General features: G+C 70.8%; 17 protein-coding genes. 6 read left to right on the top strand and 11 right to left on the bottom strand.

The features are described from left to right. Positions 1-8 precede the first annotated feature (8 nt). Positions 9-971, top strand: coding sequence for a YobF C-terminal domain-containing protein (locus ACFFQA_RS27305; protein ID WP_377858220.1), 963 nt, complete (start codon positions 9-11; stop codon positions 969-971). On the opposite strand, the gene ACFFQA_RS27300 is transcribed toward ACFFQA_RS27305, so the two are convergent. Further along, the gene (locus ACFFQA_RS27300) at positions 940-1,197 is read right to left on the bottom strand and encodes a YciI family protein (protein WP_377858217.1); all 258 of its coding nucleotides are present in this window, start codon (positions 1,195-1,197) and stop codon (positions 940-942) included. The genes ACFFQA_RS27305 and ACFFQA_RS27300 overlap by 32 nt on opposite strands. A gap of 70 nt (positions 1,198-1,267) precedes the next feature. Here ACFFQA_RS27300 and ACFFQA_RS27295 point away from each other — a divergent pair, with 70 nt between their 5' ends. Together ACFFQA_RS27295 and ACFFQA_RS27290 are read left to right on the top strand one after the other, a co-directional pair. Then, entirely contained in the window at positions 1,268-2,098 is an 831-nt protein-coding gene (locus tag ACFFQA_RS27295) for a LysR family transcriptional regulator (RefSeq protein ID WP_377858214.1), read from the top strand. Between the two features lie 97 nt (positions 2,099-2,195). Further along, entirely contained in the window at positions 2,196-3,791 is a 1,596-nt protein-coding gene (locus ACFFQA_RS27290; RefSeq protein ID WP_377858211.1) for a glycoside hydrolase family 99-like domain-containing protein, read from the top strand. 85 nt (positions 3,792-3,876) lie between these two features. Here the strand turns inward: ACFFQA_RS27290 and ACFFQA_RS27285 are convergent, their stop codons facing one another. From ACFFQA_RS27285 to ACFFQA_RS27270, 4 genes are all read right to left on the bottom strand, one after another. Then, positions 3,877-5,529 (bottom strand): FAD-dependent oxidoreductase, encoded by a 1,653-nt coding sequence (locus ACFFQA_RS27285; protein ID WP_377858208.1) that lies wholly within the window; start codon positions 5,527-5,529, stop codon positions 3,877-3,879. A 266-nt stretch (positions 5,530-5,795) separates the two neighbouring features. Then, a complete protein-coding gene (locus ACFFQA_RS27280; protein ID WP_377858205.1) occupies positions 5,796-6,677 on the bottom strand; it encodes a LysR family transcriptional regulator in 882 nt (293 codons plus the stop codon). 86 nt (positions 6,678-6,763) lie between these two features. Then, positions 6,764-7,285: an AMIN-like domain-containing (lipo)protein gene (locus ACFFQA_RS27275; protein ID WP_377858203.1), complete on the bottom strand. Its 522-nt coding sequence runs from the start codon at positions 7,283-7,285 to the stop codon at positions 6,764-6,766. Positions 7,286-7,418: 133 nt separating this feature from the next. Then, entirely contained in the window at positions 7,419-8,264 is an 846-nt protein-coding gene (locus tag ACFFQA_RS27270) for an NAD(P)H-binding protein (RefSeq protein ID WP_377858200.1), read from the bottom strand. 81 nt (positions 8,265-8,345) lie between these two features. Here ACFFQA_RS27270 and ACFFQA_RS27265 point away from each other — a divergent pair, with 81 nt between their 5' ends. After that, positions 8,346-9,248 (top strand): AraC family transcriptional regulator, encoded by a 903-nt coding sequence (locus ACFFQA_RS27265; RefSeq protein ID WP_377858197.1) that lies wholly within the window; start codon positions 8,346-8,348, stop codon positions 9,246-9,248. On the opposite strand, the gene ACFFQA_RS27260 is transcribed toward ACFFQA_RS27265, so the two are convergent. The 3 genes from ACFFQA_RS27260 to ACFFQA_RS27250 all read right to left on the bottom strand — a co-directional run bounded on the left by ACFFQA_RS27260 (position 9,245) and on the right by ACFFQA_RS27250 (position 14,055). Then, positions 9,245-10,828: an NPCBM/NEW2 domain-containing protein gene (locus tag ACFFQA_RS27260; RefSeq protein ID WP_377858496.1), complete on the bottom strand. Its 1,584-nt coding sequence runs from the start codon at positions 10,826-10,828 to the stop codon at positions 9,245-9,247. The genes ACFFQA_RS27265 and ACFFQA_RS27260 overlap by 4 nt on opposite strands. A 930-nt stretch (positions 10,829-11,758) precedes the next feature. Continuing rightward, on the bottom strand, positions 11,759-13,723 hold the full coding sequence (locus tag ACFFQA_RS27255; protein ID WP_377858194.1) for a sigma-70 family RNA polymerase sigma factor: 1,965 nt from the start codon (positions 13,721-13,723) through the stop codon (positions 11,759-11,761). Positions 13,724-13,731: 8 nt separating this feature from the next. Beyond that, positions 13,732-14,055: a YciI family protein gene (locus ACFFQA_RS27250; protein WP_377858192.1), complete on the bottom strand. Its 324-nt coding sequence runs from the start codon at positions 14,053-14,055 to the stop codon at positions 13,732-13,734. 133 nt (positions 14,056-14,188) lie between these two features. Here ACFFQA_RS27250 and ACFFQA_RS27245 point away from each other — a divergent pair, with 133 nt between their 5' ends. Together ACFFQA_RS27245 and ACFFQA_RS27240 are read left to right on the top strand one after the other, a co-directional pair. Beyond that, positions 14,189-14,821 (top strand): DUF998 domain-containing protein, encoded by a 633-nt coding sequence (locus ACFFQA_RS27245; RefSeq protein ID WP_377858189.1) that lies wholly within the window; start codon positions 14,189-14,191, stop codon positions 14,819-14,821. 44 nt (positions 14,822-14,865) lie between these two features. Continuing rightward, positions 14,866-15,225 carry a DUF1801 domain-containing protein gene (locus ACFFQA_RS27240; protein ID WP_377858186.1) on the top strand — a complete coding sequence of 120 codons (360 nt, stop codon included), beginning with the start codon at positions 14,866-14,868 and terminating at the stop codon, positions 15,223-15,225. A gap of 17 nt (positions 15,226-15,242) precedes the next feature. Here ACFFQA_RS27240 and ACFFQA_RS27235 read toward each other — a convergent pair whose 3' ends face one another. The 3 genes from ACFFQA_RS27235 to ACFFQA_RS27225 form a co-directional block, all read right to left on the bottom strand. Beyond that, positions 15,243-17,564 carry an ATP-binding protein gene (locus ACFFQA_RS27235; protein ID WP_377858184.1) on the bottom strand — a complete coding sequence of 774 codons (2,322 nt, stop codon included), beginning with the start codon at positions 17,562-17,564 and terminating at the stop codon, positions 15,243-15,245. A gap of 143 nt (positions 17,565-17,707) precedes the next feature. Next, positions 17,708-21,757, bottom strand: a complete 4,050-nt coding sequence (locus ACFFQA_RS27230; protein WP_377858181.1) for a Pls/PosA family non-ribosomal peptide synthetase — start codon at positions 21,755-21,757, stop codon at positions 17,708-17,710. A 647-nt stretch (positions 21,758-22,404) separates the two neighbouring features. Continuing rightward, a complete protein-coding gene (locus ACFFQA_RS27225) occupies positions 22,405-23,463 on the bottom strand; it encodes a hypothetical protein (RefSeq protein WP_377858178.1) in 1,059 nt (352 codons plus the stop codon). Between the last annotated feature and the right edge of the window lie 160 nt (positions 23,464-23,623).

The raw sequence follows: 23,623 nt of genomic DNA, 5'->3' as shown, positions 1-23,623 counted from the left end.
AGAGCTTAGTGAAGACGCACTTTCCGTACGTCGGTTCCGGCCCGTACTGCTACGCCAACTCCTTCGCGATGGTGTTCGGGGACAAAGCGCCCTCTACCGCCGTGATCGAAGTCGCCACCGGTGGGCCGTTCGGGATGCAGCTGATCGGCGGCACGTTGCCGTTCTTCGACCCGTACGGCTGGAACCCCCGGGCGGGCTTCGACGGTGCGCTGAACGCGTTGGGTTGGACCTCCGAGGTCACAGCGGGCGGCGACGCGGACGAAGCCCTTGCGCGGCTTCAATCCTCCATTGAGGACGGTCCGGTGTGGATCGGCCCGGTGGAGATGGGACACCTGCGGCACCAGCCGAAGATGACCGGGCCGATCGGCGCTGACCACTACGTCGTCGTCCTCGGCGTGGACGACGATCGCGTGCTCATGCACGACCCACAGGGACATCCGTATGTTTCCTTGCCACTCAACGACTTCATGGCGGCTTGGCGAGCCGACACGGTTTCCTACGGCACCTCGTACACGATGCGGACCGGCTTCACCAGGATCGTGGAAGTGTCCGAAGTGGACGCCATCAGGGCTTCGATCCCTGCCGCGATCGCATGGTTGTCGATGGACGGCGACCACAACATGCCGCCGGGCAGTCTGGGCAACGGTGAAGCCGCCGAAGGTCTCGCGCTGCTCGTCGAGAGCGGCTGTGACCGCCAGCTGCGCGAGCACCTGATCCACTTCGCCGTCCGGGTCGGGGCGCGGCGCATCGCGGACGCCGCAACATGCCTGGCGCGGGTCGGATACGCGGAGGCCGCACGAATCGCGGATGAGCAGGCGCGGCTCATCGGCGCGATGCAACACCCACTGGTCGTCGGTGACGACGTGGCGGCAGCGGCCGCGCTGCGTGCGCTCGCGCCGACATACGACAAGCTTCGTGCGGCACTGGAGAACGAGGGGCTCACGGCAGACGGGTCGGAACGAACTCGATGACTTCGGCCGTGGCGGCGCCGCTGGTGATGAACGGGTCGCTGGCCACCGCGCGAGCCACCTCGTCGCGGGTGCCCTCGACCACCATCAGCCCGCCGGTGCGCGGCTCCATGCGCCCGGAGATCCGCACCAGGCCTTGGGCGAAAACCCCGTCCGGGTTCCCGTAGTGCTCCTCCAGCAGCGCGTCGATGGTCTCCAAAGAGCGGTACTTCAGCAGGATCAGGAACATCCCCTGAGTCAAGTCCGGCGGTGGCCCGAAGGCCAAGACCAGTGTCCGCGCGAGGTATAGGCTGGGACCTATGGCGGAGCTCGGCGGGATCGAACTGCGGCACCTTCGCTACTTCCTGGCGGTCGCCGACGTGGGCACGGTCACGGCCGCCGCGCGTGAGCTGAACATCGCCCAGCCCAGTCTCAGCCAGCAGATCAGCACCCTGGAGCGGCGGGCTGGGGCGAAGCTGTTCCACCGGACGGCGCGCGGGGTGGAGCTCACCGCGGCCGGTGGCGCGCTAGCGTCCGCTGCCCGCAAGGCATTCGGTGTGCTGGAGGCGGGGCTCGGCGCTGTGCGCGCGGCCGTGGTGCCGGTGCTGGTCGGTATCTGCTCCGGTGTGTCCGGCGAGCTGTTGGAGCGGCTGGAGTCCGACCTCGGTGGCGAGGTCCGGTTCGAGCCCGTCGAGTCAGCCGCCCAGCCCGCGCTGCTGCGGTCCGGTCGCCTCGATCTCGGTGTGCTTCGGATGCCAGTGCCGGTCGAAGGGCTCGCGGTGACCGAACTGTCCCAGGAGCCGCTCGGCGTCGTGGTGCACCGCTCGCATCCGCTGGCCAAGGAGTCCACAGTGGACTGGCCGGATCTGGAGGGGCAGCGGCTTTTGTGGTTCCCGGAGGAGCGCGCGCCGGGGTACGCGAACGCCGTCCTGGACCACATCGCCGCGGCTGGCTGGAGTCCGGTCCCGCATCGTGTCCCACAATCCGGGCACACGCTCTTCAAGCACGTCCTCGCGCGCAATGCGGACCTTGTCGCCCTCCGGCCGCACGCCGCGGTGTCCGCCGATGCCGAGCTGGTCTGGATTCCCTTGCAGCGCAACGCCCCGCGCGAGCGGATGGCTCTCGTGCGCTCGCTTCCCGGAGGTCGGTAGCGACGCGTGAAACCCCGAGCGGGCAGTGTGCCGCGCACTTATGCTGTGCGCCGTCGTGACGCGTGGGGGAAGGACATCGGTGAGACGTTTCGCAGCCATGACCGCCGCAGTGGTCGTCGTCGTGACGGGACTCGGAGCAGGTGACGCGGCGCTGACCGCCCCGGCGGCCCGGGCCGCCTCCTCCCCGGCGAAGGTCACCGACCCGGTGCCCATGATCGAGCTGCGCACCCCGGCGGGCGGGCGGTTCTACACCCTCTCGCCGCGCGAGGCGGCCGCCGCGGTCGCCAACCACGGCTTCACCCGTGAGCCGGGACAGGCCGGGTACTGGCGCACGTCGGCGTTCTCCGGCTCACAGCCGGTGTTCCGGCTGCGTGGCGGCTCCGGCTACCTGCTCACCGCTTCGGAGAGCGAACGTTCCGCGCTCGTGCGGAGCGGGTCGTTCAAGGACGAAGGCGTGGCCGGTCACCTGTGGGCCACGCAGCAGCCGGGTACGCAACGCCTGCTGCGTTTCAGCAAGTCCGGCGAGTGGCGCGTGGCTGTGGAGTCCCGCCAGGCCGAGCTGACCGGTCAGGGCTACCGGGTGGACGGCCCGCTCGGCTGGGCGCACCCCGAGTGGATCCGCGCCGGAGCCATCTACTTCGGCACCTACAACCCGGCCTCCACCGACGTCATCGCGGCGACCAAGCGGGTCTTCGGCCGTGACGGCGACTACTGGGGCGGCGTGCGGGACTTCTCCGGCAGCGACCCGGCCGTCCCGAAGAACACCCAGGGCTGGGACGGCGACTTCTCCCACCTGCGCCCGGCGATCGGCTTCTACGACGACTCCCGTCCGGAGACCGTGGAACGGCACATCACCCAGGCCACCGACGCCGGACTCGACTTCTTCCAGTTCTACTGGTATTGGGACACCGGTCGGCAGCGGCCGCCGCAGCGGTTCGACGCCTCCCTCGCCGCGTTCGCCGGTGCTCGCAACCGGCTCGACATCGACTACAGCCTGACCGTGTGCGCTCACCCGTGGGGCAACCTCGGAATTCCCAAGGCCGACTTCACCACGGTCGCCGACGACTTCGTCAGGCACTTCTCCCAGCCGAACTACCTGCGCGCCAACGACGGCAGGCTCATCCTGACCCTCTGCGACCGCCGAGGCATCGGCGACGGTTCCGACACCGACACCCAGGCGTTCGTCTCCGTGGTGCGCCAGCGCGCGGCGGCGGCACTGGGGGAGGAGGTCCTCGTCCTCGGCTACTGGGAGGCCATGCTCGACCCCGCGGCACCCGCGAGGTGGGGCACCGACGGCGCCTACTGCGGCGTCCGCATCGACCACGAGCCCTCCTACGCCCGGTACGCCGCGACGCTGCCGGACTACCTGGCCAAGGGCCCGGCGCAGTTCATGCGGTGCGCGGCGCAGGGCTTCGACGAGCGGCCCCGCTACCCGCACCTGATCCCGGACCGGTCGAAGATCCGCTTCTACGCCGACCAGTCGCCCGAGCTGTTCGCGGACGTGCTCACCGCGCTGCGCAAGGACATCGCGACGTCGCGGCGGGTCTCGGCGGTGGACAACTTCGTGAGCATGTACGCGTGGAACGAGTGGCACGAGGGCGGGATCCTGGAGCCCAACGCCCGCGACGGATGCCGGTACCTCGGCATTGTGCACACCTCCCTGGCCCTCCCCACCGGCAAACCCTGCTCCTGATGTCCGCCATTCGCGGGCTTATGGACCTGTTCTGAGGTCCAAAAGCGTCCATAAGCCCGCGAATGGCGAGTAGGGGCGACGTGGGTCAGCCGGTGGCGAGTACGCGGGTGTGGAGGTCGGTGACGACTTCGCGGGCCGAGAGGAACGCGCCCGCCTGCCAGCCGATGAGGTGGCTCAGGTAGTCGCCCGCGAAGTAGACCTTGCCGTCCGGCTTGAGCAGCCGGGCGAACTGCGGGTCGCCCTCGCGCGGCCCCACCGGGTCGCCGCCCTGCCACGAGACCCAGCCGCCCTGGCTGTACCGGGTCTTCTGCCAGGCGACGGAGAAGGACGACTCCAGCTCGGTGCGGACCTTCGCGCCGTGGATGCGCTCAAGCTGCTGCAGCGCACGGGTGAGCCGCTCGGCGGGCGGCATGTTGCCGTAGCGTTCGGCCTCGTCGTTGAAGTTGTAGTACCCGTGGATGATCCCCCGATCGCCTTGATAACCCCACGAGGGGTACTCGACGAGGGTGAGGTCCAGGTTGGTGTAGGTGACCCCGCCGTAGATGCGGTCGTCCTCCTCCCACCAGCGCCGCCGGTACTGCAGGCCCATCTTGCCCGCGCTGACCGGGGTGGGGGCCCTGAGCGCCTCGCGGACCGCCTTGCTGAAGTTGGCGGGAATGTCCTTCAGGATCTGCGGTGGGACCGTGCAGATGCAGTAGTCGGCCAGCTCCCTGCGCGGCTTTCCGTCGGGACTGTCGAAGACGACCTCGACCCCGGTCCCGGTGGTGCGGATCGACCGAACCGGAGCCTCGTAGGTGATCCTGTGCGCGCCGATCGCGTCGACCAGCGCCCGGACGATCCGGTCCATCCCGCCGATGGGCTGGAACAGCGGCATCGCCTCGTCGTAGTCGAACTCGTCGGAGAACCGGAAGCCGAGCCTGGCCCGGAGCAGGTCCGACAGCGGGTACGGGTCGCCGACCCGGCCGGACCGCTCGCCGGCGCCGGGCGGTTCGACGTAACCCCGGCGCGGGCTGCCGGAGTACTTCCACCCGCCTTCCTTCTTCCCGTCGGAGGTGGTGTCGATATCGCCCCAGTCGCTGAGGAACTCCAGCAGCATCTCCTGGTCCTGGTCGGTCAGGTACTGGTCCAGCGCGCCCTGGCTCGTCGCCTTGGCCAGCAGCTCGGCCACGTAGCCGTAGAGGTCCGCCTTGCCCGTCCGATGCCGGATCGCCTTGCCGGACAACGGTCCCACGCCTTCGGCGAAGTAGTAGCAGTTGGCGTTCTGGGTGGTGAACACCTGGATCGGCACACCCAGCTCACGGCAGTAGTCGAGGGTGACCATGTTCTGCGAGATCCGGGTGGCCCCGGCGTCCATGTACTGCCCCGGGGCGAAGCGGGCCACCTGCTTGTTGCCGTCCAGGTCGGTCTCCACGGTGCCGTCGCGGACCGTCCAGACCCGGCCTCCCGGGCGGGCGCGCGCCTCCAGGAGCACGCAGTTGTAGCCCGCCTTGCGCAGTTCGTAGGCGCAGGCGAGACCGGCGATACCGGCCCCGATGATCACCACCCGCTTGCCGCGCGCGAGCTCCGACTGCCTGGGGGCGTGGTAGGCCGAGCTGCCCGCGGTCGCGGTGAGCGTCAGGCCGAGCGCGCCCATGGCGTAGTAGAGAGCTCCGGCCCCTCCGGTGATGCCGACCGCGCTGAGTAGCTGGCGCCGCGTCACCGGCCCTTCAGGTCCGCCGCGGAACCTGGTCCTGCCCAAACCGCTCTCCTTTTCTCCGGGTTTCTGCCAGCGCACCCAAGGGCGCGTGCGCGTTCCGGAGCTCCGACGGAGCTCGGGCACGGCGGGGCGACCGGAGGACCGGGGCGAGGTGGCTGAAGGACTCGGCCGGAACCCGTGGTCGCCGTGGCTGCTGAAGTCGACGCGTCCGGCCACTTGACTGCTCTGCGCGGGACGTTAACGAGGGCCGATTCACGCGCGGTTCAGCGCGGGTTCACGCCGTCGGGGCGATGCCCAAGGATCGAGGCCTAAGGATCGAGGTGGTCGAGCACCAGGGCGAGCGGCGGCCAGGACGCGCGGCCGCGGCGGGTGAGGGCGTAGGAGCGCAGCCGGATGTCTGGTTGCGTGAGCGGCAGCAGCCGGACGCCAGGACGGGTTCTGCGGTCGGCGGGCAGCAGTCCGACCCCCAGGCCCGCGACGATCAGCTCCTCGACGAGGTCGAGGTTGTCGGCCTGGTGCGCCACCCGTGCCTCGAACCCCGCCATGGAGGCGAGCAGGCGCAGCACGTCCTCGTCGGCGCGGTTGCGGGAGTTGCCGATCCAGTCGTGGTCGCCGAACGCGGCGAACACCGCGAGGGAGCTGCCGGTGACCCCGTGCGCCGCGTGCGCTGGAACGCCGAGCCCCCATGGGACCGACCACAGCGGGGTCGCTTCCAGGGTGCGGTCGAACGCCGCTGGCGCGAGGTCGTAGTCGTAGGTGAGCGCGAGGTCGACGTCGTCGGCCAGCAGCAGCGCGATCGCCTCCGCGGGCTCGTGCTCGTGGGTGATCAGCCGGACTCGCGGATGGCTGGCCGCGAGGTCGGTGACGATCGGCAGCAGTGTCCGGCGGATCGCTGTCGCGAACCCGGCGACACGGACCGTGCCAGCGGGTTCCGCGCCCGGGTCCAGGTCGGCGCGCGCGGCCTCCACCGCGGCCAGGATCGTCACGGCGTGCTCGGCCAGCCGCCGCCCGGCGGGAGTCAGCCGGACCCGGCGCCCGTCCGGCTCCAGCAGCGCGGTTCCGGCCTCCCGCGCGAGGACGGCGATCTGCTGGGAGACCGTGGAGGTGGTCGTGCCGAGCGAGTCGGCGACCTCGCGCATGGACCCGAGGCGGGACAGTTCGAGCAGGAGCTGGAGTCGTCGGGTTTCCACGTGGTGATTGTTTGCAACGGCCGAATGGTTTGTCCAGCTTCGTATTGCGGGATCAAACAATCCGGTCCGGCTCCTCGCGGCGAGGATCAGCCGTGGCTGAAGTCGACGACGACGCGGGTGGGAGAGGTGAGCAGCAGGACCCGGAAAGGCGTCTGGCGGTCGATGCCGATGCCGAAGGTGAGGTCGGCCTCGAAGTCACCGGCCTCGGCGAGCTCGCGCACCAGGGGCAGCCCCGGGGTGGCGATCCGCCGAGGGCCTTCGTAGCGGCGGACATCTCGCGGGTCGGTCACCTGGAAGGAGTTGTCCAGCGTCGCGTTGTGCATGGTCAGCTGGAGAAAAGCGTTACCGCGCAACGAGACCGGCTCGCCTGAACCGTCGCGGGTCACCTGGTCGACGTAGACGGCGTGGTAGGTGGGAAGCGCTCCGTCGAACTCGAACACCACGCGGTCGTGACCGGGATGGGAGCCGACGCGTATGGCTGACAGCACCGCTGCCCCATCGGAGTTCGGTATCGCGCCGGGAGCACGGACCTGCGCGGGCGTCGCCGTGCTCGCGGACGCGACCGACCCGACCAGGAACAGCGCCAGAACCGCCATTATCACTCGCATTGCCGTCTCCTTGTTGTGAGGTTGTTGCGTATAGTGCATCGTCTGCGATTCCGGGCGGACCAGTGTCGTTCGGCCCGGTATTCGGGCCGAACGACTCTGGGAGATCTCTCACCGAATTCCGACGTGGTCTTTCTCAGCCGCGCCACGCTCCGGCCGCCGCCGCGGAATCGACGAATTCGGTGAAGTCGCGGGGCTCTCGGCCCAACGACCGGCGCACGCCGTCAGAGATGTGGCTGTCCATTCCTCGCCGGATCGGCGCCACCGCGTCGGCGAAGTCCTCGGCATCGGTGGTCGACCAGCCGTCCGCGACGAGCTCCGCCGTGAACTCCTCCGGCACAAGGGGGACGTAGCGGATGCCGTGACCGGTTGCTCGGGAGATCTCGGCGGCGGCTTCGGCGATCGTCAGGGCTCTGGGCCCGGACAGCTCGTAGGTCTGCCCCGCGTGTCCGGGTTCGGTGAGGGCCGCGACCGCGACCGCCGCGATGTCCTCGGCGTCGACGAAGCTGGCCGCGCCGTCGCCAGCGGGCAGCCGGAGCTCTCCGGCGAGGACCGCGTCGCGGAACACGCCCTCGCTGAAGTTCTGGGCGAACCAGGACGGGCGCAGGATCGTCCAGTCGGTGGCCAGCTCGCGCACCGCGTGTTCCCCGTCGATGTGGGTAGGACCGGCGCCGCTGTTCTCGTTGGCGTAGCCGGGCACGTCCACGCCGCGCCCGGACAGCAGCACGACGCGCTCCACACCGACCTCGGTGGCGAGTGCGACCAGCGGGCGGGTGAGGCGCTGGCCGTCGAAGGGCACCACGTACACCGCTGCCACGCCGTCGAGGGCCGGGCGCCACGTGGTGCGGTCGGTCCAGTCGAAGCGGGGTTCGCCGGAGCGGGACGGGACGCGGACGGCCGCGCCGAGCGCCTTCAGCCGCGACACGACGCGGCTGCCGGTCGTGCCCGTGCCGCCGAGGACCAAGATCGAGTCATCAGTCATGGGTTCGAGTTAAGGCGTCCCGGGTGAGACGCGCGATGGCTGAGGATCTCTTTGTGATGTTCAGGCGTCTACGGTGGCAGCGTGGATGTGCTTGCCGATCTGCTGGACGGTGTCCGGGCGCGGGGCGCGGTGTTCAGCCGGACGATCATGAGCCCGCCGTGGTCGCTGCGGTTCACCAGCGGTGCGCCGCTGACGATGGGCACGATGCTGCGCGGGCGGGCGTGGGTGGTGCCCGTCGAGGGCGAGCCGGTGCCGATCCGCGCCGGGGACATCGCGGTCGTCCGCGGCCGTGTGCCGTACACGATCGCCGACGACCCGGCCACGCCGCCGCAGGCGGTGATCGGCAGCTCGGACTACTGCTCCTGGTCCGAGGACACCGGCGGTCCGGCGGCGTTGCTCAGCGGCGCCTTCGACGGACGGGGTGGCGTCAGCGGGCGGCTGCTCGAAGCCCTGCCCGATGTGCTGGTGGTCAAGGACACCGAAGGTCATCGCCCGATGCTCGACCTGGTGGCCGCGGAGATCGCCAAAGGCGTGCCCGGCCAGCGCGTGATGCTGGACCGGTTGCTGGACCTGCTGCTCGTTTCCGTGCTGCGCACGTGGTTCGACCAGTCCGGTGCGCACGCCCCCGCGTGGTACCGCGCGTTTCAAGATCCGGTTGTCGGCACAGCACTCCGGTTGCTCCACGACGATCCGGCCCGCCCGTGGACCGTCGCGACGCTGGCGGGCGAGTCCGGCGCCTCCCGCGCCTCGCTCGCCCGCCGTTTCACCGCCCAGGTCGGTGAGCCACCGATGACCTACCTCGCGGGCTGGCGCATCGCCCTGGCTGCCGACCTGCTGGCCGAGACCGACGCCACGGTGGGCTCGATCGCCCGAAAGGTCGGCTACGCCAACACCTTCGCGCTCAGCGTCGCCTTCAAGCGCGTTCTCGGCACGACGCCGACGGAGCACCGCGCCACGGCTGCGGCGCGGGCTCCTGTTCGTTAGCGGCAGGTGATCGTCGCGTCGCCCCAGTCGGCGTGGTCGTAGCGCGGACCGTCCACTGTGGGCAGTACGGCCAGGTGGACGTACTGCAACCCGGTCACGTCGGCGGTGATGAGCTTGGCCGCGTCCGTCCCCCGCACCACCCCACTGGTGGCCAGCCGTTTCCCGCCGCCGGTCCAGATCTCCATGGAGACGCTGCCTTCGTCGCCCGTCTCGTCGTCGACGCCCACCCACGCCTGGAAACGGCTGCACTTGCCGCCGAGGTAGTAGCGCACCTCGCTGCGCGCGTGCACGCCGAGGCCGCGGTCGTACTTGGTGCCCCCGATCGTGAGCGGACGGCCGTCAGCGGCAGGCCGCTCGCCGTTGCTGCGGTCGATCTCCACCGGTCCCCACGCATTGGCGGACAGGCTCGGTCGCAACGAGGACAGCTGGCTGGTGCCCTTGGGCGGCGCGGCGAACGCCCCGGTGCGGCTGACCCGGTAGACCACTGTGGAGTGCGCCGGAACCGACGCGCTGATGGCACCGCTGGTCGAGCTGACCGCCTTGGACCAGAGGTCCTTGAGCCGGTAGGAGCCCGCGTTGCCGAGCCCGGCCGCCACCGCGGTCGTGCTGATCGTCGTGGCCGAGCCGGTCTCGTTGAACAGCGCCACCGCCACGTCACCGTTGTCCAACGGCTTGGCCAGCACGTGCGAGCCGTTGGTGTTGCTGATCTCCGTCGCCTGGATGCCGAGCGAGTCCTGGTTGAGCGCGATGACGTCGCGGTTGGTCAGGATGTCGAAGGTGGGCTGGCCCGCCTTGCGCAGGTCCGAGCCGATCAGCAACGGCGCGTTCATCATGGCCCACAGGCTGAAGTGGCTGCGGTACTCGGCGTCCGTCATGCCGCCGTTGCCGACTTCGAGCATGTCCGGGTCGTTCCAGCCGCCGCGCTGCGCGTGGTGGGAGAGCTGGACGTTCGCCTTGAAGATGCCGAGCATGCTGGCGTAGGTGTCTGTGATGTCGCCCGTCGTGCGCCAGCTGTTGCCGACCGGCTGCGCCCAGTCCCACGGCGCGTTCTCGCCCCACTCGCAGATGGAGAACAGGATGGGGCGGCCGGTGTTGCGCAGGGCGTCGCGCATCGCGGTGTACCGCTGCTGAGCGCTCTGGCCGAGGTGGTCGCCGCAGTTGTCGTACTTGAGGTAGTCCACGCCCCAGGAGGCGAAGAGGTCGGCGTCCTGCTGCTCGTGTCCGATCGCGCCGGGGAAGCCCGCCGCGTCGCAGGTCTTGAGGCCCGCGCTGGTGTAGATGCCGAACTTCAGCCCCTTGCCGTGCACGTAGTCGGCGATGGCCTTGATGCCGTTGGGGAACCGCTTCCGGTCCGGCACCAGGTTGCCGTCGGGGCCGCGGTTCGGCTCCGCCCAGCAGTCGTCGATGTTGACGTACTGGTAGCCGGCGTTCTTGAGGCCCCGGGTGACGAAGAGGTCGGCGATGCCCTTCACCATCTCCTCGTTGAACTCCGCGCGGCAGTGCGTCGAGTTCCAGTTGTTGAAGCCCATCGCGGGTGTGGCGGCCAGACCGTTCTCGATGGCCCCGGCCGTCGGTGCCATGCCGATCGTGGCCCCGGCCGCGGTGAGCAACCCCAGGAGCGTCACGACCACGGTGCCCACCGCGGTGCGACGCCTCAGCGCATGCTTGGTCGCATGATCCACTATGCCCAGACTCCTCAGAATCGAACAACAACGATCAGAATCTGACGAGCATCGTCGAACTCGAACGAGGTGGAGTTCAAGGGCTTTCAGGGTGACGCGCGCGGCGTTTCCGTCTTCGCGGCCAGCCTGCCCGGTGGCCCCCCATGCCTCCGCCGGCGCGGCAGGTCGTGCATTGGCTAGCGCCTCACGCCTCACGCCTCACGCCTCACGTCGCACGCCTCACGTCGCGCGTTGGCTGGCGCCGCAGGTCGTGCGTTGGCTGGCGCCGCGCGTCGGCTGGCGTCGCACGTCGTGCGTTGGCTGGCGCCGCAGGTCGCGCGTTGGCTGGCGCCGCGTGTCGCGCTGGCTGGCGTGGCGGCCGGCGTGGCGGCGTGCGTTGGCTGGCGTGGCGCGTCGCGTGTCGGCCGACGTGGCGGGGTTCTGCGCGTTTTGTCACCTTGATGCGCGATAGAGCGCTCGCATTTCGCATCAAGGTGACAAAACGCGAACGGAGGGCACGCGGGGTGGACTCCTGGCGACGGGGGTGGTGGCGGGAGTGGGGGGTGACGAGGGGGGTGACGGGGGTGACGAGGGGGGTGACGGGGGTGACGAGGGGGGTGACGGGGGTGACGAGGGGGGTGACGGGGGTGACGAGGGGGGTGACGGGGGTGACGAGGGTGGTGACCGGGGCCGGGCCGGCGTATGACGCGCTGACCCATGACAGGGCCAAGCCGTTGGGGGAGTAGCAGTCCGCGCTCTTCCAGACGGCGGGCGCTATCGCGACGGTGGTCAGCGCGCTCACCGTGGTCTCGTTCCTCGCCTTGCTCGCGCGCGTGGAGCCCGCTCGTGTCAAGGGCGCGGCTTGAGCTGCCGGAGCGTGTAGCCGTTGCCCGCCGGGTCCAGGGACTTGGTGGCTTGCTTGAACAGGTACTCGGCCCGCTCGTAGGACAGGCGCCGGCGGCCTGTCTCCGGGCACAGGTCGGCCTCCGCGGGCCTGCGGGACGGCCCGGGCCGACGGTCGGCGAGGAACACCGGGCCTCGGCGCCGGCCCGCCACGAGGTGGTGGAGAAGCCGGGCGGTCTCGGAACGCCAGCCGACCCAGACACCGCCCACGAGAGCCCGGCGGTCGTCGAGGTCCAGGTCCTCGACGTTCAGCGACAGGGCGGTCGTCACGGCGGCGGCGGACTCGTGCAGGAGCCGCCACAGGGTCCGTTCCCGCAGCGGCAGGTCGGTGCGGCGCCAGAGCGCGTCCAGCAGGGGGGCGCTGATCGTCTCGGTCGTGGACCGTGACCCGGTACGCCGGTCGAGGCCCGCAGCGAGGTGGTCGACCGCCGCCCAGACACCGAAGGACCGCACGGCCGACCGGTGCCGGTTCCAGGTCGCGGCGGCCGCTTCGCCCCAGGCCGTCGCGAACACCCGTGCCACCTGGTCCGAGGTCAGCGACGTCAAGGGAACTCGTTCACCCAGGGACAGGCACAGACGGCGCAGCGTCTGGCCGTAGGAGCGGGCCGTGCCGGAGTCCAGGTCGTCGCGGCGCAGGAAGTCCTCGACGGCTTGGCCGAGTGTGACACCAGCCGACTCGGTGTCGGCGATCTCCTCGGCGCGGCGGCGCAGGAAGGCGCGTTCGGCCTCGTTCCCCGTCAGTGACGCGGCGCGCTCGAACTCCCGCCGGGCCTCGCCGTGCCGCCCCATGCGGACCAGGAGGTCGCCACGGACGCCCGGCAGGAGGTGGTAGTCCCGCAACTGCGGATCGGCGGCCAAGGCGTCCACGACGTCGAGCCCCGCCTGTGGTCCTTCTGCCATCCCGAGCGCCACCGCCCGGTTGAGGTGCACGATCGGCGTCGGCAGCAGCCGCGCCAGCGCCGCGTACAGCGTCGCGATCTGCGTCCAGTCGGTGTCCTCCGCGGTGCGCGCCTGCGCGTGGCACACCGCGATCGCCGCTTGCAGCACGTACGGGCCGGGTGGACCGCCCGCCTCCTTGGCTCGCAGCATCGCGGTGAAGCCACGGCGGATGAGCAGCTGGTCCCAGCGGCCCCGGTTCTGCTCGTGCAGCTGGACCGGCTCACCCGAGGGTCCGGTCCGCGCCGCCGACCGGGACGCCTGGACCTCCATCAGCGCCACCAGCCCGTGCACCTCGGCCTCGTCCGGTGCCAGCTCGGCCAGCAGCCTTCCCAGCCGCAGCGCCTCCAGGCACAGGTCCAGCCGGATCAGCTCGTCCCCGGAGGTCGCCGAGTACCCCTCGTTGAAGATCAGGTAGACGACCTCCAGCACCGAGGACAGCCGCTCGGCGAGCTCGGGGCCGTCCGGCAGCTCGAAGGGCACGCCCCGCTCGGCCAGGGTCCGCTTCGCCCCGGCGACCCGCTGGCTGATCACCTGCTCGGTGACCAGGAACGCCCGGGCGATCTCCGCCGTGGTCAGGCCGCCGACCAGGCGCAGCGTCAGCGCCACCCGCGCATCGGTCGGCAGCACCGGGTGGCAGGAGAGGAACACCAGCCGCAGGACGTCGTCCCGTTCCGGCTCCTGTTCCCCCTCCTGCCGTTGGTCCAGCTCGCGGGCCAGCTCCTCCTGTCGGTCCTCCAGCCGCCGCGACCGCCGGATGTGGTCCACCGCGCGGCGCTTGGCGACGGCGGTCAGCCAGGCGCCGGGGTTGTCCGGCACACCCGTGACCGGCCACCGCTCCAACGCGGAGACCAGCGCGTCCTGGGCCAGCTCCTCGGCGAGGCCGACATCGCGCACCATCCGCGTGAGCGCGGCGACGATCCGGGCCGACTCCAGCTTCCAGGCCGCGTCGACCGTGCGGCTGACGTCGGTCACCGGCGTGCTCAGGGGCCGAAGACCTGCTGGATCACGCTCTCGCCGTCACCGACGATCGCGCGGAAGCGACGGGTCAGCTCGATGGCCTCCTCCTTGCTGCGGACCTCGACCAGCGCGAACCCGGCGACGGCCTCCTTGGTCTCGGTGAACGGTCCGTCGGTCACCGTGATCTCGTCACCGGAGGACGTCACGCGGACGCCGTCCGGGGCCAGCCCCCCGGTGGCCAGCAGCACGCCCGCCGCGGTCAGCTCCTCGATGAACTTGCCCATCTCCACGTACAGGTTCTCGTTGGGAGCGGTGTCGGTTGCCTTGCTCGTCATCAGGTAGCGCATGGCGTTCTCCTTCTCGGTCTTGTGCTCTGTCTACCCGTCGAACGGTGGATGTGACAGGGAATGACCGCCGTTCCCTGTCACATGGCCCGATCGACGTGTGAGCGAGAACCGACCTCCGAGAAGGGCACCGGCCATGACCGCCATCCAGCTCCCCGCCTCCGTCCCGTCCGTCGTCCGCGTGCGGCTCGCCTGCCTTGCCGTCGCCGGGCCGCTGTGGACGGTGGTCTCCCTGGCCCAGGCCGCGACGCGGCAGGGCTTCGACCTCACCCGCCACCCGCTCAGCGCGCTGAGCACCGGCTCCCTCGGCTGGCTCCAGATCGCCAACTTCCTGGTCGCGGGCGTGCTGACCGTGGTGGGCGCGCTGGGCCTGCGGCAGGTCCTGCCCAGCGCGTGGGCACCGAGGCTGGTCCTGGCCAACGGCGTCGGCATGATCGCCGCCGGAGTCCTGGTCATGGACCCAGCAGACGGCTTCCCCGCCGGTACGCCGTCGGGTGTGCCGCAGACCCTCAGCTGGCACAGCATCGGCCACATGGCCGCCGGTTCGATCGCTTTCATCGCCCTGATCGCCGCCTGCTACGTGCTGGGCCGTCACTTCGGCCGCGCCGGGGACCGGGGCAACGCCATCGCCTCGCGCGTCGCGGGCACGGCGCTGCTGGTTGGGAACGGCTGGGCGATGAGCGGCGGCACGGCCGGGTCGCTGGCCCTTGCCGTCGGCGCGATCACCGCGATGCTCTGGGTCTCCCTGGTCGCCGCTCGCTCGCTCTGACCGAGGCCCCCACTCCGAGACTCCCCCCGAGAAAGGACAGCGTCATGGCCAAGTTCGCCACCGTGGAGGACTACCTCGCCTCCCTGCCCGAGTCCCAGCGCCGGATCGCCGACAAGGTCCTGCCGATCATCGAGCGGGCACTGCCCGGTGCCGGTGCGGTCTGGCACGGGCACCCGGTGTGGAGCCTGGGACCGGCTCCCGGCAAGTCGCCGGTCTGCTTCGTCAAGGCCCACAGCGCCCACGTGTCCTTCGGGTTCTGGCGGGGCCGGTCGGTGTCGGACCCCTCGGGACGGCTTGAGCCCGGCGCGCGGGAGATGGCCTCGGTCAAGCTCCGCTCCGTTGACGACGTCGACCCCGGTCTGTTCGCCGACTGGCTGCACCAGGCGCGGGCCCTCGAAGGGTGACCAGCGGACCGGGTCCGTCAGGTGTGGCCGCCCTCGCCGAGGGCGGCCACCCGCGCGGCGATCTCCTCGCGCGAGGTGAGGTCGAGCTTGCGCAGGATGCGCGTCACGTGGCCCTCCGCGGTGCGCCGCACGATCCGCAGCAGGCGCGCGATCTCCTTGTTGGACAAGCCCTTCGCGACCAGCTCGGCGACCTGCCGCTCACGTGCGGTCAGGGGCGAGGCCACCGTGCGGGCGTGCCTGGGCTGCTCGCCGAGCGCGTAGGTGGCGGCCTCGTCGAGGTCGAAGTCCCTGCCACGGCTGAAGGCGGCACGGAACGCGGTGCCGCCGAGGACCTCCCGTGCTTTCGCCTCGCACTGCTGATGGGGGACGATCCAGTGCTGAGAACCCAGCAGCGGCAGGCCACCCAACGCGCTCCAGCACCGCTCCGACGCGCCGAGCAGGACGGCGGCCCGCTCGGGCTCGCCCGCCGACTGGGCGGTCCACGCCAGCAGCTCGATGACCATCGCTTGGCCCAGGACGTCGTTGAAGATCCGTTTGAGCCGTAGTCCCTCCCTGGCGTGGGAGGTGGCGTTCGCCAGGTCGCCGTGGGACCACTCGGCCATGGCGAGGAAGTAGAGCGCGTAGGAGCGGGTCCACAGCTCCTGGTGCTCCTCGGCGATGCGCAGCACCTGACGTGCGAAGGCGATCGAGCGCGGGATGTCCTGTCCGAACAGCGCCACAACGGAGAGCACGGCCCTCGCCATCACCACGGTTGTGGTCAGCTCGCCGGTCCGCTCGCCGCGCGCCAGCACCTCCTCCATCAGCATCGCCGTCCGCGGCAGGTCGCCGTTGAGGAGCCCGAACGATCCCTGCGCGTATGCGGCCTGCGTGTGCATGGACTCGTCGTTGCGCCGCCTCGCCGTCGCCCGGCACTCCTCCGCCATTCGGTGCACACCGGCGTGATCTCCTTGCGCGATGGCGCATTCCGCGTTGACCCGCAGGGCGATGACCCGCGCTCTGGTCGGCTCGACGCCCAGGGCCAGCGCACGGTCCAGCCAGTGCCGCCCCTCGGAGACGAAGCCGCAGCAGACCCAGTAGAAGTACAGCGCCCCGGCCATGCGCAGGCCCGTGTCCACCTCACCGGGGGTGGACAGGCAGAACTCCAGTGCGACGCGCAGGTTGGGGTGCTCGTGCCGGGTGCGGGCGAAGATCTCCCGCTGGGCGGGGCCGAACCACCGCGCCTCGGCCTCTTCGACCAGCCTCAGGTAGTAGTCCCGGTGCCTGCGCCGCGACAGCGCCTGCCCACCCGCCGCGCGGAGCTTGTCCAGACCGAAGTCGCGGAGGGTGTCCAGCAGCCGGAACCGCGTCGTGCCGCCGCCGCCCACCGGCGACATGATCGACTTGTCCACCAGTCCGGCGAGCGCCCTCCGGACAGCGCTCCGGGTGAGCCCGCCGCCAGAACAGACCGCTTCGGCGGCGGGCGCCTCGAAGCTGTCGGCGAAGACGGAAGCCCGTGACCACAGCGTCCGCTCCTCCGGCGTGCACAGGGTGTAGCTCCATTCCACCGCGGCCCGCAGGGTCCGGTGCCGGGGCAGGGCCATCCGGCTGCCGGTGGTGAGCAGCCGGTAGCGGTCGTCGAGCCGGTCCAGGATGCCCTCCAGCGTCAGCACCCGCAGCCGCGCCGCCGCCAGCTCGATCGCCAGCGGGATCCCGTCCAGCCGCTGGCACAGCTCGGCCACCAGAGGCCGGTTCTCCGGTGTGACCGCGAAGTCCGCCTGCGCCGCCGCCGCTCGCTCGGTGAACAACGTCAGCGACGGGCAGCACGTGTCCGCGTCGGAGGGCAGCGACTCGTGCTGGGCGGGCATCCGCAGTGGCGGGACCGGGAAGACCCGTTCCCCAGGAACGCCGATCGTGGCGCGGCTGGTGGCCAGGACCCGCAGCCCGGGTGCCTCGCGCAGCAGCGTGCCGATCAGCGTCGCGCAGCCCGGCAGCAGGTGCTCGCAGTTGTCCAGCACCAGCAGCACCTGCTGGTCCCGCAGGTGCTCGACGAGGATCTTCGTGGCGGTCCGGGTGGAGTAGTCCCGGATGTTCAGCGTGTCGGCGATGGTGTGCGGCAGCAGCGACACGTCGCGCAGCCCGGCCAGCTCCGCCAGCCACACCCCGTCGACGAACGCCCGCCGCAGGTCGGCGGCCACCCGCAGCGCCAGCCTGGACTTGCCCACCCCGCCCGCTCCGGTCAGCGTCAGCAGGCGGCCGGCCGCCAGGATCCGCTTCGCCTCGGCGAACTCGAACCTCCGGTCGACGAAGCTCGTCATCTCCGCGGGAAGGCTGCCCATCTGCCGCGGGGCGGCACCAGACATGCGGCCAACGTAGGTCAGGCGCCGTCCGCCGGGATAGCGCCACTCGGTCGGTCTCGCGGCTCACCCGGCTGGGCGCGGGGGATACGCCGGTGCGGCTCAGCGCCGTGCGGGGCCGGGACCACCGGCCCCGCACGACGGGTGCCTCACGGGTCGACGAGCCCGGTCCGGACCGGCGCGGTGACCTGGAGCGTGGGGATGCCGTGCCAGCGGGTCCCCGGCCGCAGCGTCTCGCCCTTCATCAGCAGCGACAGCGGCCCGACCACGGCGCCCCTCTCGATCTCGGAGTCGTACAGGACCACGCTCATGTTCCCGACGGACGCCTCGTCCCGGATCTTGAGGGTGGAGGACTTGAAGACCCGGTCCTCGAAGAGGTGGTTCTGGACGACGACGCCGTGGTTGAGCGCCACGTAGTCGCCCACGTCCACCAGGTCGAACTCGGAGAACAGCGTGGTGCCGATGTAGCCGCGCCGCCCGATCCGGCACCCCATCATGCGCAGGAACGGCGCCGCGAACGGCGTGCCAAGCAACAGCGAGACCAGCGGCGCCACCACGGACTCGTACGCGCCGTTGACCATCTCGTTGAGCCACACGTACTTCGACCACAGCGGCTTGATCTGCGGCGTGTAGGTGCCCATGACGACCTTCTTGAGCCCCGCGACCACGAGCGCGGCCCACACCCCCGAGACGAACCCCAGTACCGGCGCCAGCGCGAGCATCACCGCGAGCCCGGAGCTCTGGTAGGCGAAGAACAGCGCCACGAAGAAGAAGGCGGCCGCCACCATGAGCAGGTAGTAGGGGATGAGGATGCGCAGGGCGTCGATGACGCCCCGTTTCAGGTAGAGCTGGACGGTCGGGGCGAACGTGACGGTGTCGTCGAAGTTGCCGACCTTGGGCCGATGGGTCAGTGCGAAGGCGGGAGCCCCCAGCCACTCGGTGCCGTCGGGGGTGCGGGGGCTGTCGGTCGGGGCCAGCGACTGCGCGCCGAGCAGGCAGCGGTCGCCCAGGCTCGCGCCCACCGGCAGGACCGCGCTGTTGCCGACGAAGCTGCGCCGTCCGATCCGGTTGACCGCGATCGTGCACAGCCCGCGATGGCACCTGCGCCCACCGATGATCGAACCGTCGGCGAAGAAGCTCTCGGCGTCCACGTCGATGAGCTCGGGGGCGAAGCGCCAGACCGTGGAGATCTCGGCCCGCCTGCCGATCTTCGCTCCCATCAGCCGCAGCACCGGCGGCAGGTAGAGCGTGGTGTAGACCGGGAGCAGGAGGGGACGGGTCATCGTCATGAGCTGGTCGGAGAGCCACTTGCGGAGGTAGGTGGCGCTGAGCACCGGGTAGGTCCCGGCCGGGATCCGGTGCAGCACAAGCCGTTTCACGCCCGCGAGGTAGCAGCAGAACACGATGACGTCGAGCGGGACCGACAGCACGGTCACCGAGATGCCCCACGTCCACCCGAACCGGGTGACCAGCAGCCAGATCAGCAGTCCGAACAGGACGGTGGGGACCGAGATCACCACGATCCCCATCGCCGTCCCCGTCACCAGGTGGGCGAGGCCGAAGGCCATGCGGCGCCGGAGCGTCTGCGGCGCGCTTCCCCCGGGCAGCGCCACCTCCGACGGCACGGCCGGTGAGCCCTGGCGGCCCTGACCCGCCGGGATCACGTCGCGGTCGGGCAGCAGCGACTGGTCGTCCAGGCAGGAGTCGTCCTCCATCCGGACGTCGAGGCCGAGGGCGGAGTGGATGCCCACGAAGCACCGGCTGCCCACCTCCACCCGTCCCAGGCGCAGCATGCCGTTCTCGACGCGGTAGCCCAGCAGCTGGGTCTCCGCGCCGATGCTGGTGTCCGAACCGATGGAGACGAGGTCCCACGCCGAGCACTGCGCCGTGTCCAGGGTGCACCGAGGGCCGACCCGGGCTCCCAGCAGGCGGTAGTACACCGGCATCAGCGGGGTGCCCGCGAGCGCGCCCGCGCCGCTGAGCGCCATGAGCCGGTTCGCGATCCACCAGCGGCAGTAGTAGAAGCTCCAGAGCTTGTGCTCTCCCGGTTTGTAGCGGCCGATGAGGACCCACTTCGCCGCGATCGACAGCAGGAGGTACACGGGCCAGGCGACAACGGAGACGAGGGCCACCACACCGACCAGCCCGAGGAAGGAGATCGAGCCGTACAGCCAGTCGAGCACGGACAGGAACACCACGACCAGGGGGATCGACACGAGGCCGGACAGGACGTAGATCGACACGACCTGCAGCAGCCAGGTGGTGCACCGCTCCCACCTGCTCGTGCTGTCGAAGACCGCGCGCGCGGAGGTCGCGCCCGCCTTCTGCTCGTCCGGGTCCGGTGGCATGGCGGTCTCCACCGGCACCGACTCCAGGTGCGTTGCCAGCGCGCGGATCGTGGGCAGCCGGTAGGCGTCGCGCACCGTGACCGGGCGGAGTGTCTTCTCCCGCAACAGGGTCACCATGCGCGCCGCGACGAGCGAGTGCCCGCCCAGGTCGAGGAAGAAGTCGCTCTCCACCGAGGCGACCGGAACGCCCAGCACCGTCGCCCAGGTGTCGGCGATGACGTGCTCCAGCTCGCTCTCCGGGGCGACGGTGGAGGTCGAGGACCGCACGAGCGGCCGCACGGGGGTGGGCAGCAGCTTGCGGTCCACCTTCCCGCTCGGCGTGCGCGGCAGCTCGGTGACCACGTCGAGGTAGCCCGGGATCATGTACGGCAGCAGCCGGGACTCCAGCAGCACCAGCACCTCGTCGCGGTCGAGCTTCTCCGCGTCCGTGCTGGTCGTCACGTACGCCGCGAGGTCCTGGAGCCCGTCGCGCTCCACGAGGGCGACGCTCGCCGACTGGATCTGCGGGTCCTCCAGCAGGACGGACTCGATCTCGGCCAGCTCCACCCGGAACCCGCGGATCTTCACCTGCCCGTCCATCCGGCCGAGGAACTCGATCTCGCCGTCGTCGTTCCAGCGCGCCAGGTCGCCGGTCCGGTAGCAGCGCATCGTGCCCTGACCCGAGGGCTGGGCGCAGTGCAGGAACCGCTCGTCGGTGAGCTCCGGCTGCTTGAGGTAGCCGCAGGCGAGCGTCTCGCCGCTGATCAGCAGCTCGCCCGCGACGCCGCGCGGCACCGGGCGCAGCTGCTCGTCCACGATGTGCACGCCGTACCCGCGCAGCGGGCGGCCGATCGTGACCGGCTTGCCCGCGACGCACTCCGCGACGGTGGTGTTCACCGTCGCCTCGGTCGGGCCGTAGACGTTGAGGATCCGCAGGCCCGGCCGTGCCCAGCGGCTGACCAGCTCGGGCGCGCAGACCTCACCGCTGAGCACGACGGTCCGCAGACTGTCCACAGTGGTCGGCAGCGTCGCGAGCAGCGTCGGCACCGTGGAGAAGTAGGTGACCCCGGTCTCGGCCAGGTAGGCGGCCAGTTCGGAGCCGAAGCGCGGCGCGTCGGGGCTGGGGACCACCAGGGTCGATCCGTTGGAGAACGCCATCCAGATCTCCTCGACGGAGCCGTCGAAGCTCAGGGAGAACCCCTGGTAGACGCGGTCGCCGGGGCCGGTGGCACAGGTCTCGTTGAAGGCCGCGACGAAGCGGGTCACGTTCCGGTGCTCCGTCATGACCCCTTTCGGGCGCCCGGTCGTTCCCGATGTGTAGATGACGTAGGCGAGATCGCCCGGCGAGACTCCCGAATCCTCGCGCGTGAGCGGCGCGTCCGAGCGGTCCTCGACATCGGTCCATTCGTCGTCGAGCACGAGCACCCGGTCGTCGGTGAAGAACTCCCGCGCCGCCGAGGACCGCGCCGAATCGGTCAGGCACAGCAGAATGTCGAGCTCGCCGGCGATGTGCCGGATTCGGCCTTCCGGATATGCGGGGTCGATCGGCACGTACGCGGCGCCGGACTTGTGACAGGCGAGGATCGCGATGACGGGAAGCTCGGAGCGGTCGAAATGAACCGCGACGAACGACCCCGGACGGGCGCCCCGTTCCCGGAGCAGGCGCGCCAGCCGGTTGGACCTCCGGTCGAGCTCGGAATAGGTCAGTTCGCGCCCGTCGCAGGTCAGCGCGACGGCATCGGGTGTACTGGCGGCCTGGGACTCGAACACCTCGTGCAGGCACAGTTCGCGCGTGCCCGCCAGCGGGTGTTCATTCTCAGCGCGAACGTCGAAATCCGCAGATCCGGCGTCCCGCTCGATGGCTTCGTTCACTGTTCGGTCCTCGTGCAGAACGGCTATCTCGTGTGTGAAGCGGCTGGCACCTTTGTGGGTGTACAGAGGTCGCACGCCAGGGATAGCCCTGTCGGCGGCAAAGAATTTTCCAGTCAGGCTATCTTGCAGGATATTGTCAAGGATGACGTGCGCCGAACGGCTGACGGTAATAATGGTCCGTACGGCTGAGCGGAAATGAACCGTCAATTGTTCTCGATGAACCGGTGACCCACTCTTCTCGGCTAGTGCGCGGCGGTTACCGCGCGGTCGCCGCAGGAAAGGGAGCGTGAATGGCGGATCCGGCCGGTCCGCCATTCGATGGCAGGCGCCGGTCCGGCGGCGCGCGCTCCGCGCGGGGTGCGTCAAGTCCGCGCGAGCCCGGCGCGGAGACCTCCGGCGCGTCCGCGAGGCGCCTCGTGAACGCCGGCGAGAGAGCCGCTCGATCGCCGGGGGCCGGTCACGGGCAGGGGACGCGCGGCGGGGCCGGTCGCCACCGGCGCGCCACCGAGGTGCTGACGCGTGCGGCCCGGCCGGACTCCCAGCCGGGCCGATGAGCGCGGCGGCGCGGACATCGCACGAAGCCGTGACGATCGCGCCGCCGCCATCGGGCTCTCACCACGCCCGGGACCGACCGGCCCGGTGGGTGGTCACGCCCTGACGTCCTGCTCGCTCTGGAACGGCCGGTAGCGCGGTCCCGGGCGCATGCCGAAGGGCGTGTGCAGCCCGTCCAGCCAGCCCGTGGTGTACAGCCGCAGCAGCGCGGCGTCGCTCACCGCGCGCCGCCAGCCGGAGTCCCGCGGCCAGCCCTGCGCGCCGCAGGCGACCGACCAGCTCGGACCGTGCCCGTGGTCGGCCCAGAACCTCGTCACCCACCGCACGAGCTCGACCTCGCGCCCGGCGACCATCTGCTGGGCCTGCAGCTCCACCGCGGCCTCGTCGGCCTCGGCCGTGCGCCAGCTGCTGGCCTTGGTGGCCGAGCTCGGGGGCGGCGGAGCCGGGGCGGGCGCCAGTGCGAGCACCTCCTCGGCGAGCCGGCAGCGCGAGGTGGCGACGCCGTTGCGGTGGAACTCCGCGAGCCAGCCGATCTCCAGCAGCGTCCGCACGGCGTCGGCCATCTCGTTCGTGCCCTCCAGCGCGCAGGCGGCGACGAGGTAGTCCGGGACGAACTCGACCATGCCGTCCGGGGCCGCGTGCGCGGTGAGGTAGAGCGCGGTGATGCGCACGTCGTTGGACGTCCTGCGCAGCAGCTTGTTCGACAGCAGCCGCAACGTCCAGCCGGAGGCCCTGGTCCGCGCGAGCTTGCCGATGCCCCAGGGGTTGACGGGGTCGGCGAAGTCGGGGATCCCGCACGCCGCCGGGGACTCCGGGTCCGCGGCGAGCACGCTTTCCGGTCTTGCGCTCAGCCAGCCCGTCGAGGTCAGCGACGACACCGCGGCGAGCGGGTCGCCTGCCCGCAGGGTCCGCACGTCCTGGGACACGAGGTTCGCGGTGCCCGTGCGCGCGGCCCGCAGCAGGCACACCATCGCCAGCAGCCGCGAGTCGGGATCACGTCCTGGCTGGGTGGCGGCCAGGTAGTCCCAGGCGCGTCGCAGGAACTTCGCCTGGGCGTCGGTGAGCTTGTGAATGCCGCGGGCGGCGCCCCGTGCGGCGGGTTTGCGCCTCGGCTCCGGCGCCGCGAACCGCATCGGTGAGGCGGGCTTGGGCACCGTCGGCGCGCTGCGCGGCTGTAAGAACCATTTCGGTGGGTGATTGACGATGCCCGCCGAAGCGCACACCTGACATGCCAACGCCCGGTTCAGAGGGGTGTACTCTTCCGACCTCCTTGTCGACTGTGTGAGTTCTGTGAGTTCGGGCTGCTCCCGCAGC

The organism is Allokutzneria oryzae, from assembly GCF_042429765.1.
GTDB classification, from domain to species: domain Bacteria; phylum Actinomycetota; class Actinomycetes; order Mycobacteriales; family Pseudonocardiaceae; genus Allokutzneria; species Allokutzneria oryzae.
Note: the sequence above shows the minus strand (reverse complement) of the source record. Positions and strands in the feature narration are given on the sequence as shown.

Bases quoted from the DNA above. Each gene is read 5' to 3' on its own strand.
- ACFFQA_RS27300 (WP_377858217.1), bottom strand. From the start codon at position 1,197: ATGTTCCTGATCCTGCTGAAGTACCGCTCTTTGGAGACCATCGACGCG.
- ACFFQA_RS27295 (WP_377858214.1), top strand. From the start codon at position 1,268: ATGGCGGAGCTCGGCGGGATCGAACTGCGGCACCTTCGCTACTTCCTG.
- ACFFQA_RS27290 (WP_377858211.1), top strand. From the start codon at position 2,196: ATGACCGCCGCAGTGGTCGTCGTCGTGACGGGACTCGGAGCAGGTGAC.
- ACFFQA_RS27275 (WP_377858203.1), bottom strand. From the start codon at position 7,285: ATGCGAGTGATAATGGCGGTTCTGGCGCTGTTCCTGGTCGGGTCGGTC.
- ACFFQA_RS27270 (WP_377858200.1), bottom strand. From the start codon at position 8,264: ATGACTGATGACTCGATCTTGGTCCTCGGCGGCACGGGCACGACCGGC.
- ACFFQA_RS27260 (WP_377858496.1), bottom strand. From the start codon at position 10,828: ATGGCACCGACGGCCGGGGCCATCGAGAACGGTCTGGCCGCCACACCC.
- ACFFQA_RS27250 (WP_377858192.1), bottom strand. From the start codon at position 14,055: ATGCGCTACCTGATGACGAGCAAGGCAACCGACACCGCTCCCAACGAG.
- ACFFQA_RS27245 (WP_377858189.1), top strand. From the start codon at position 14,189: ATGACCGCCATCCAGCTCCCCGCCTCCGTCCCGTCCGTCGTCCGCGTG.
- ACFFQA_RS27240 (WP_377858186.1), top strand. From the start codon at position 14,866: ATGGCCAAGTTCGCCACCGTGGAGGACTACCTCGCCTCCCTGCCCGAG.
- ACFFQA_RS27235 (WP_377858184.1), bottom strand. From the start codon at position 17,564: ATGTCTGGTGCCGCCCCGCGGCAGATGGGCAGCCTTCCCGCGGAGATG.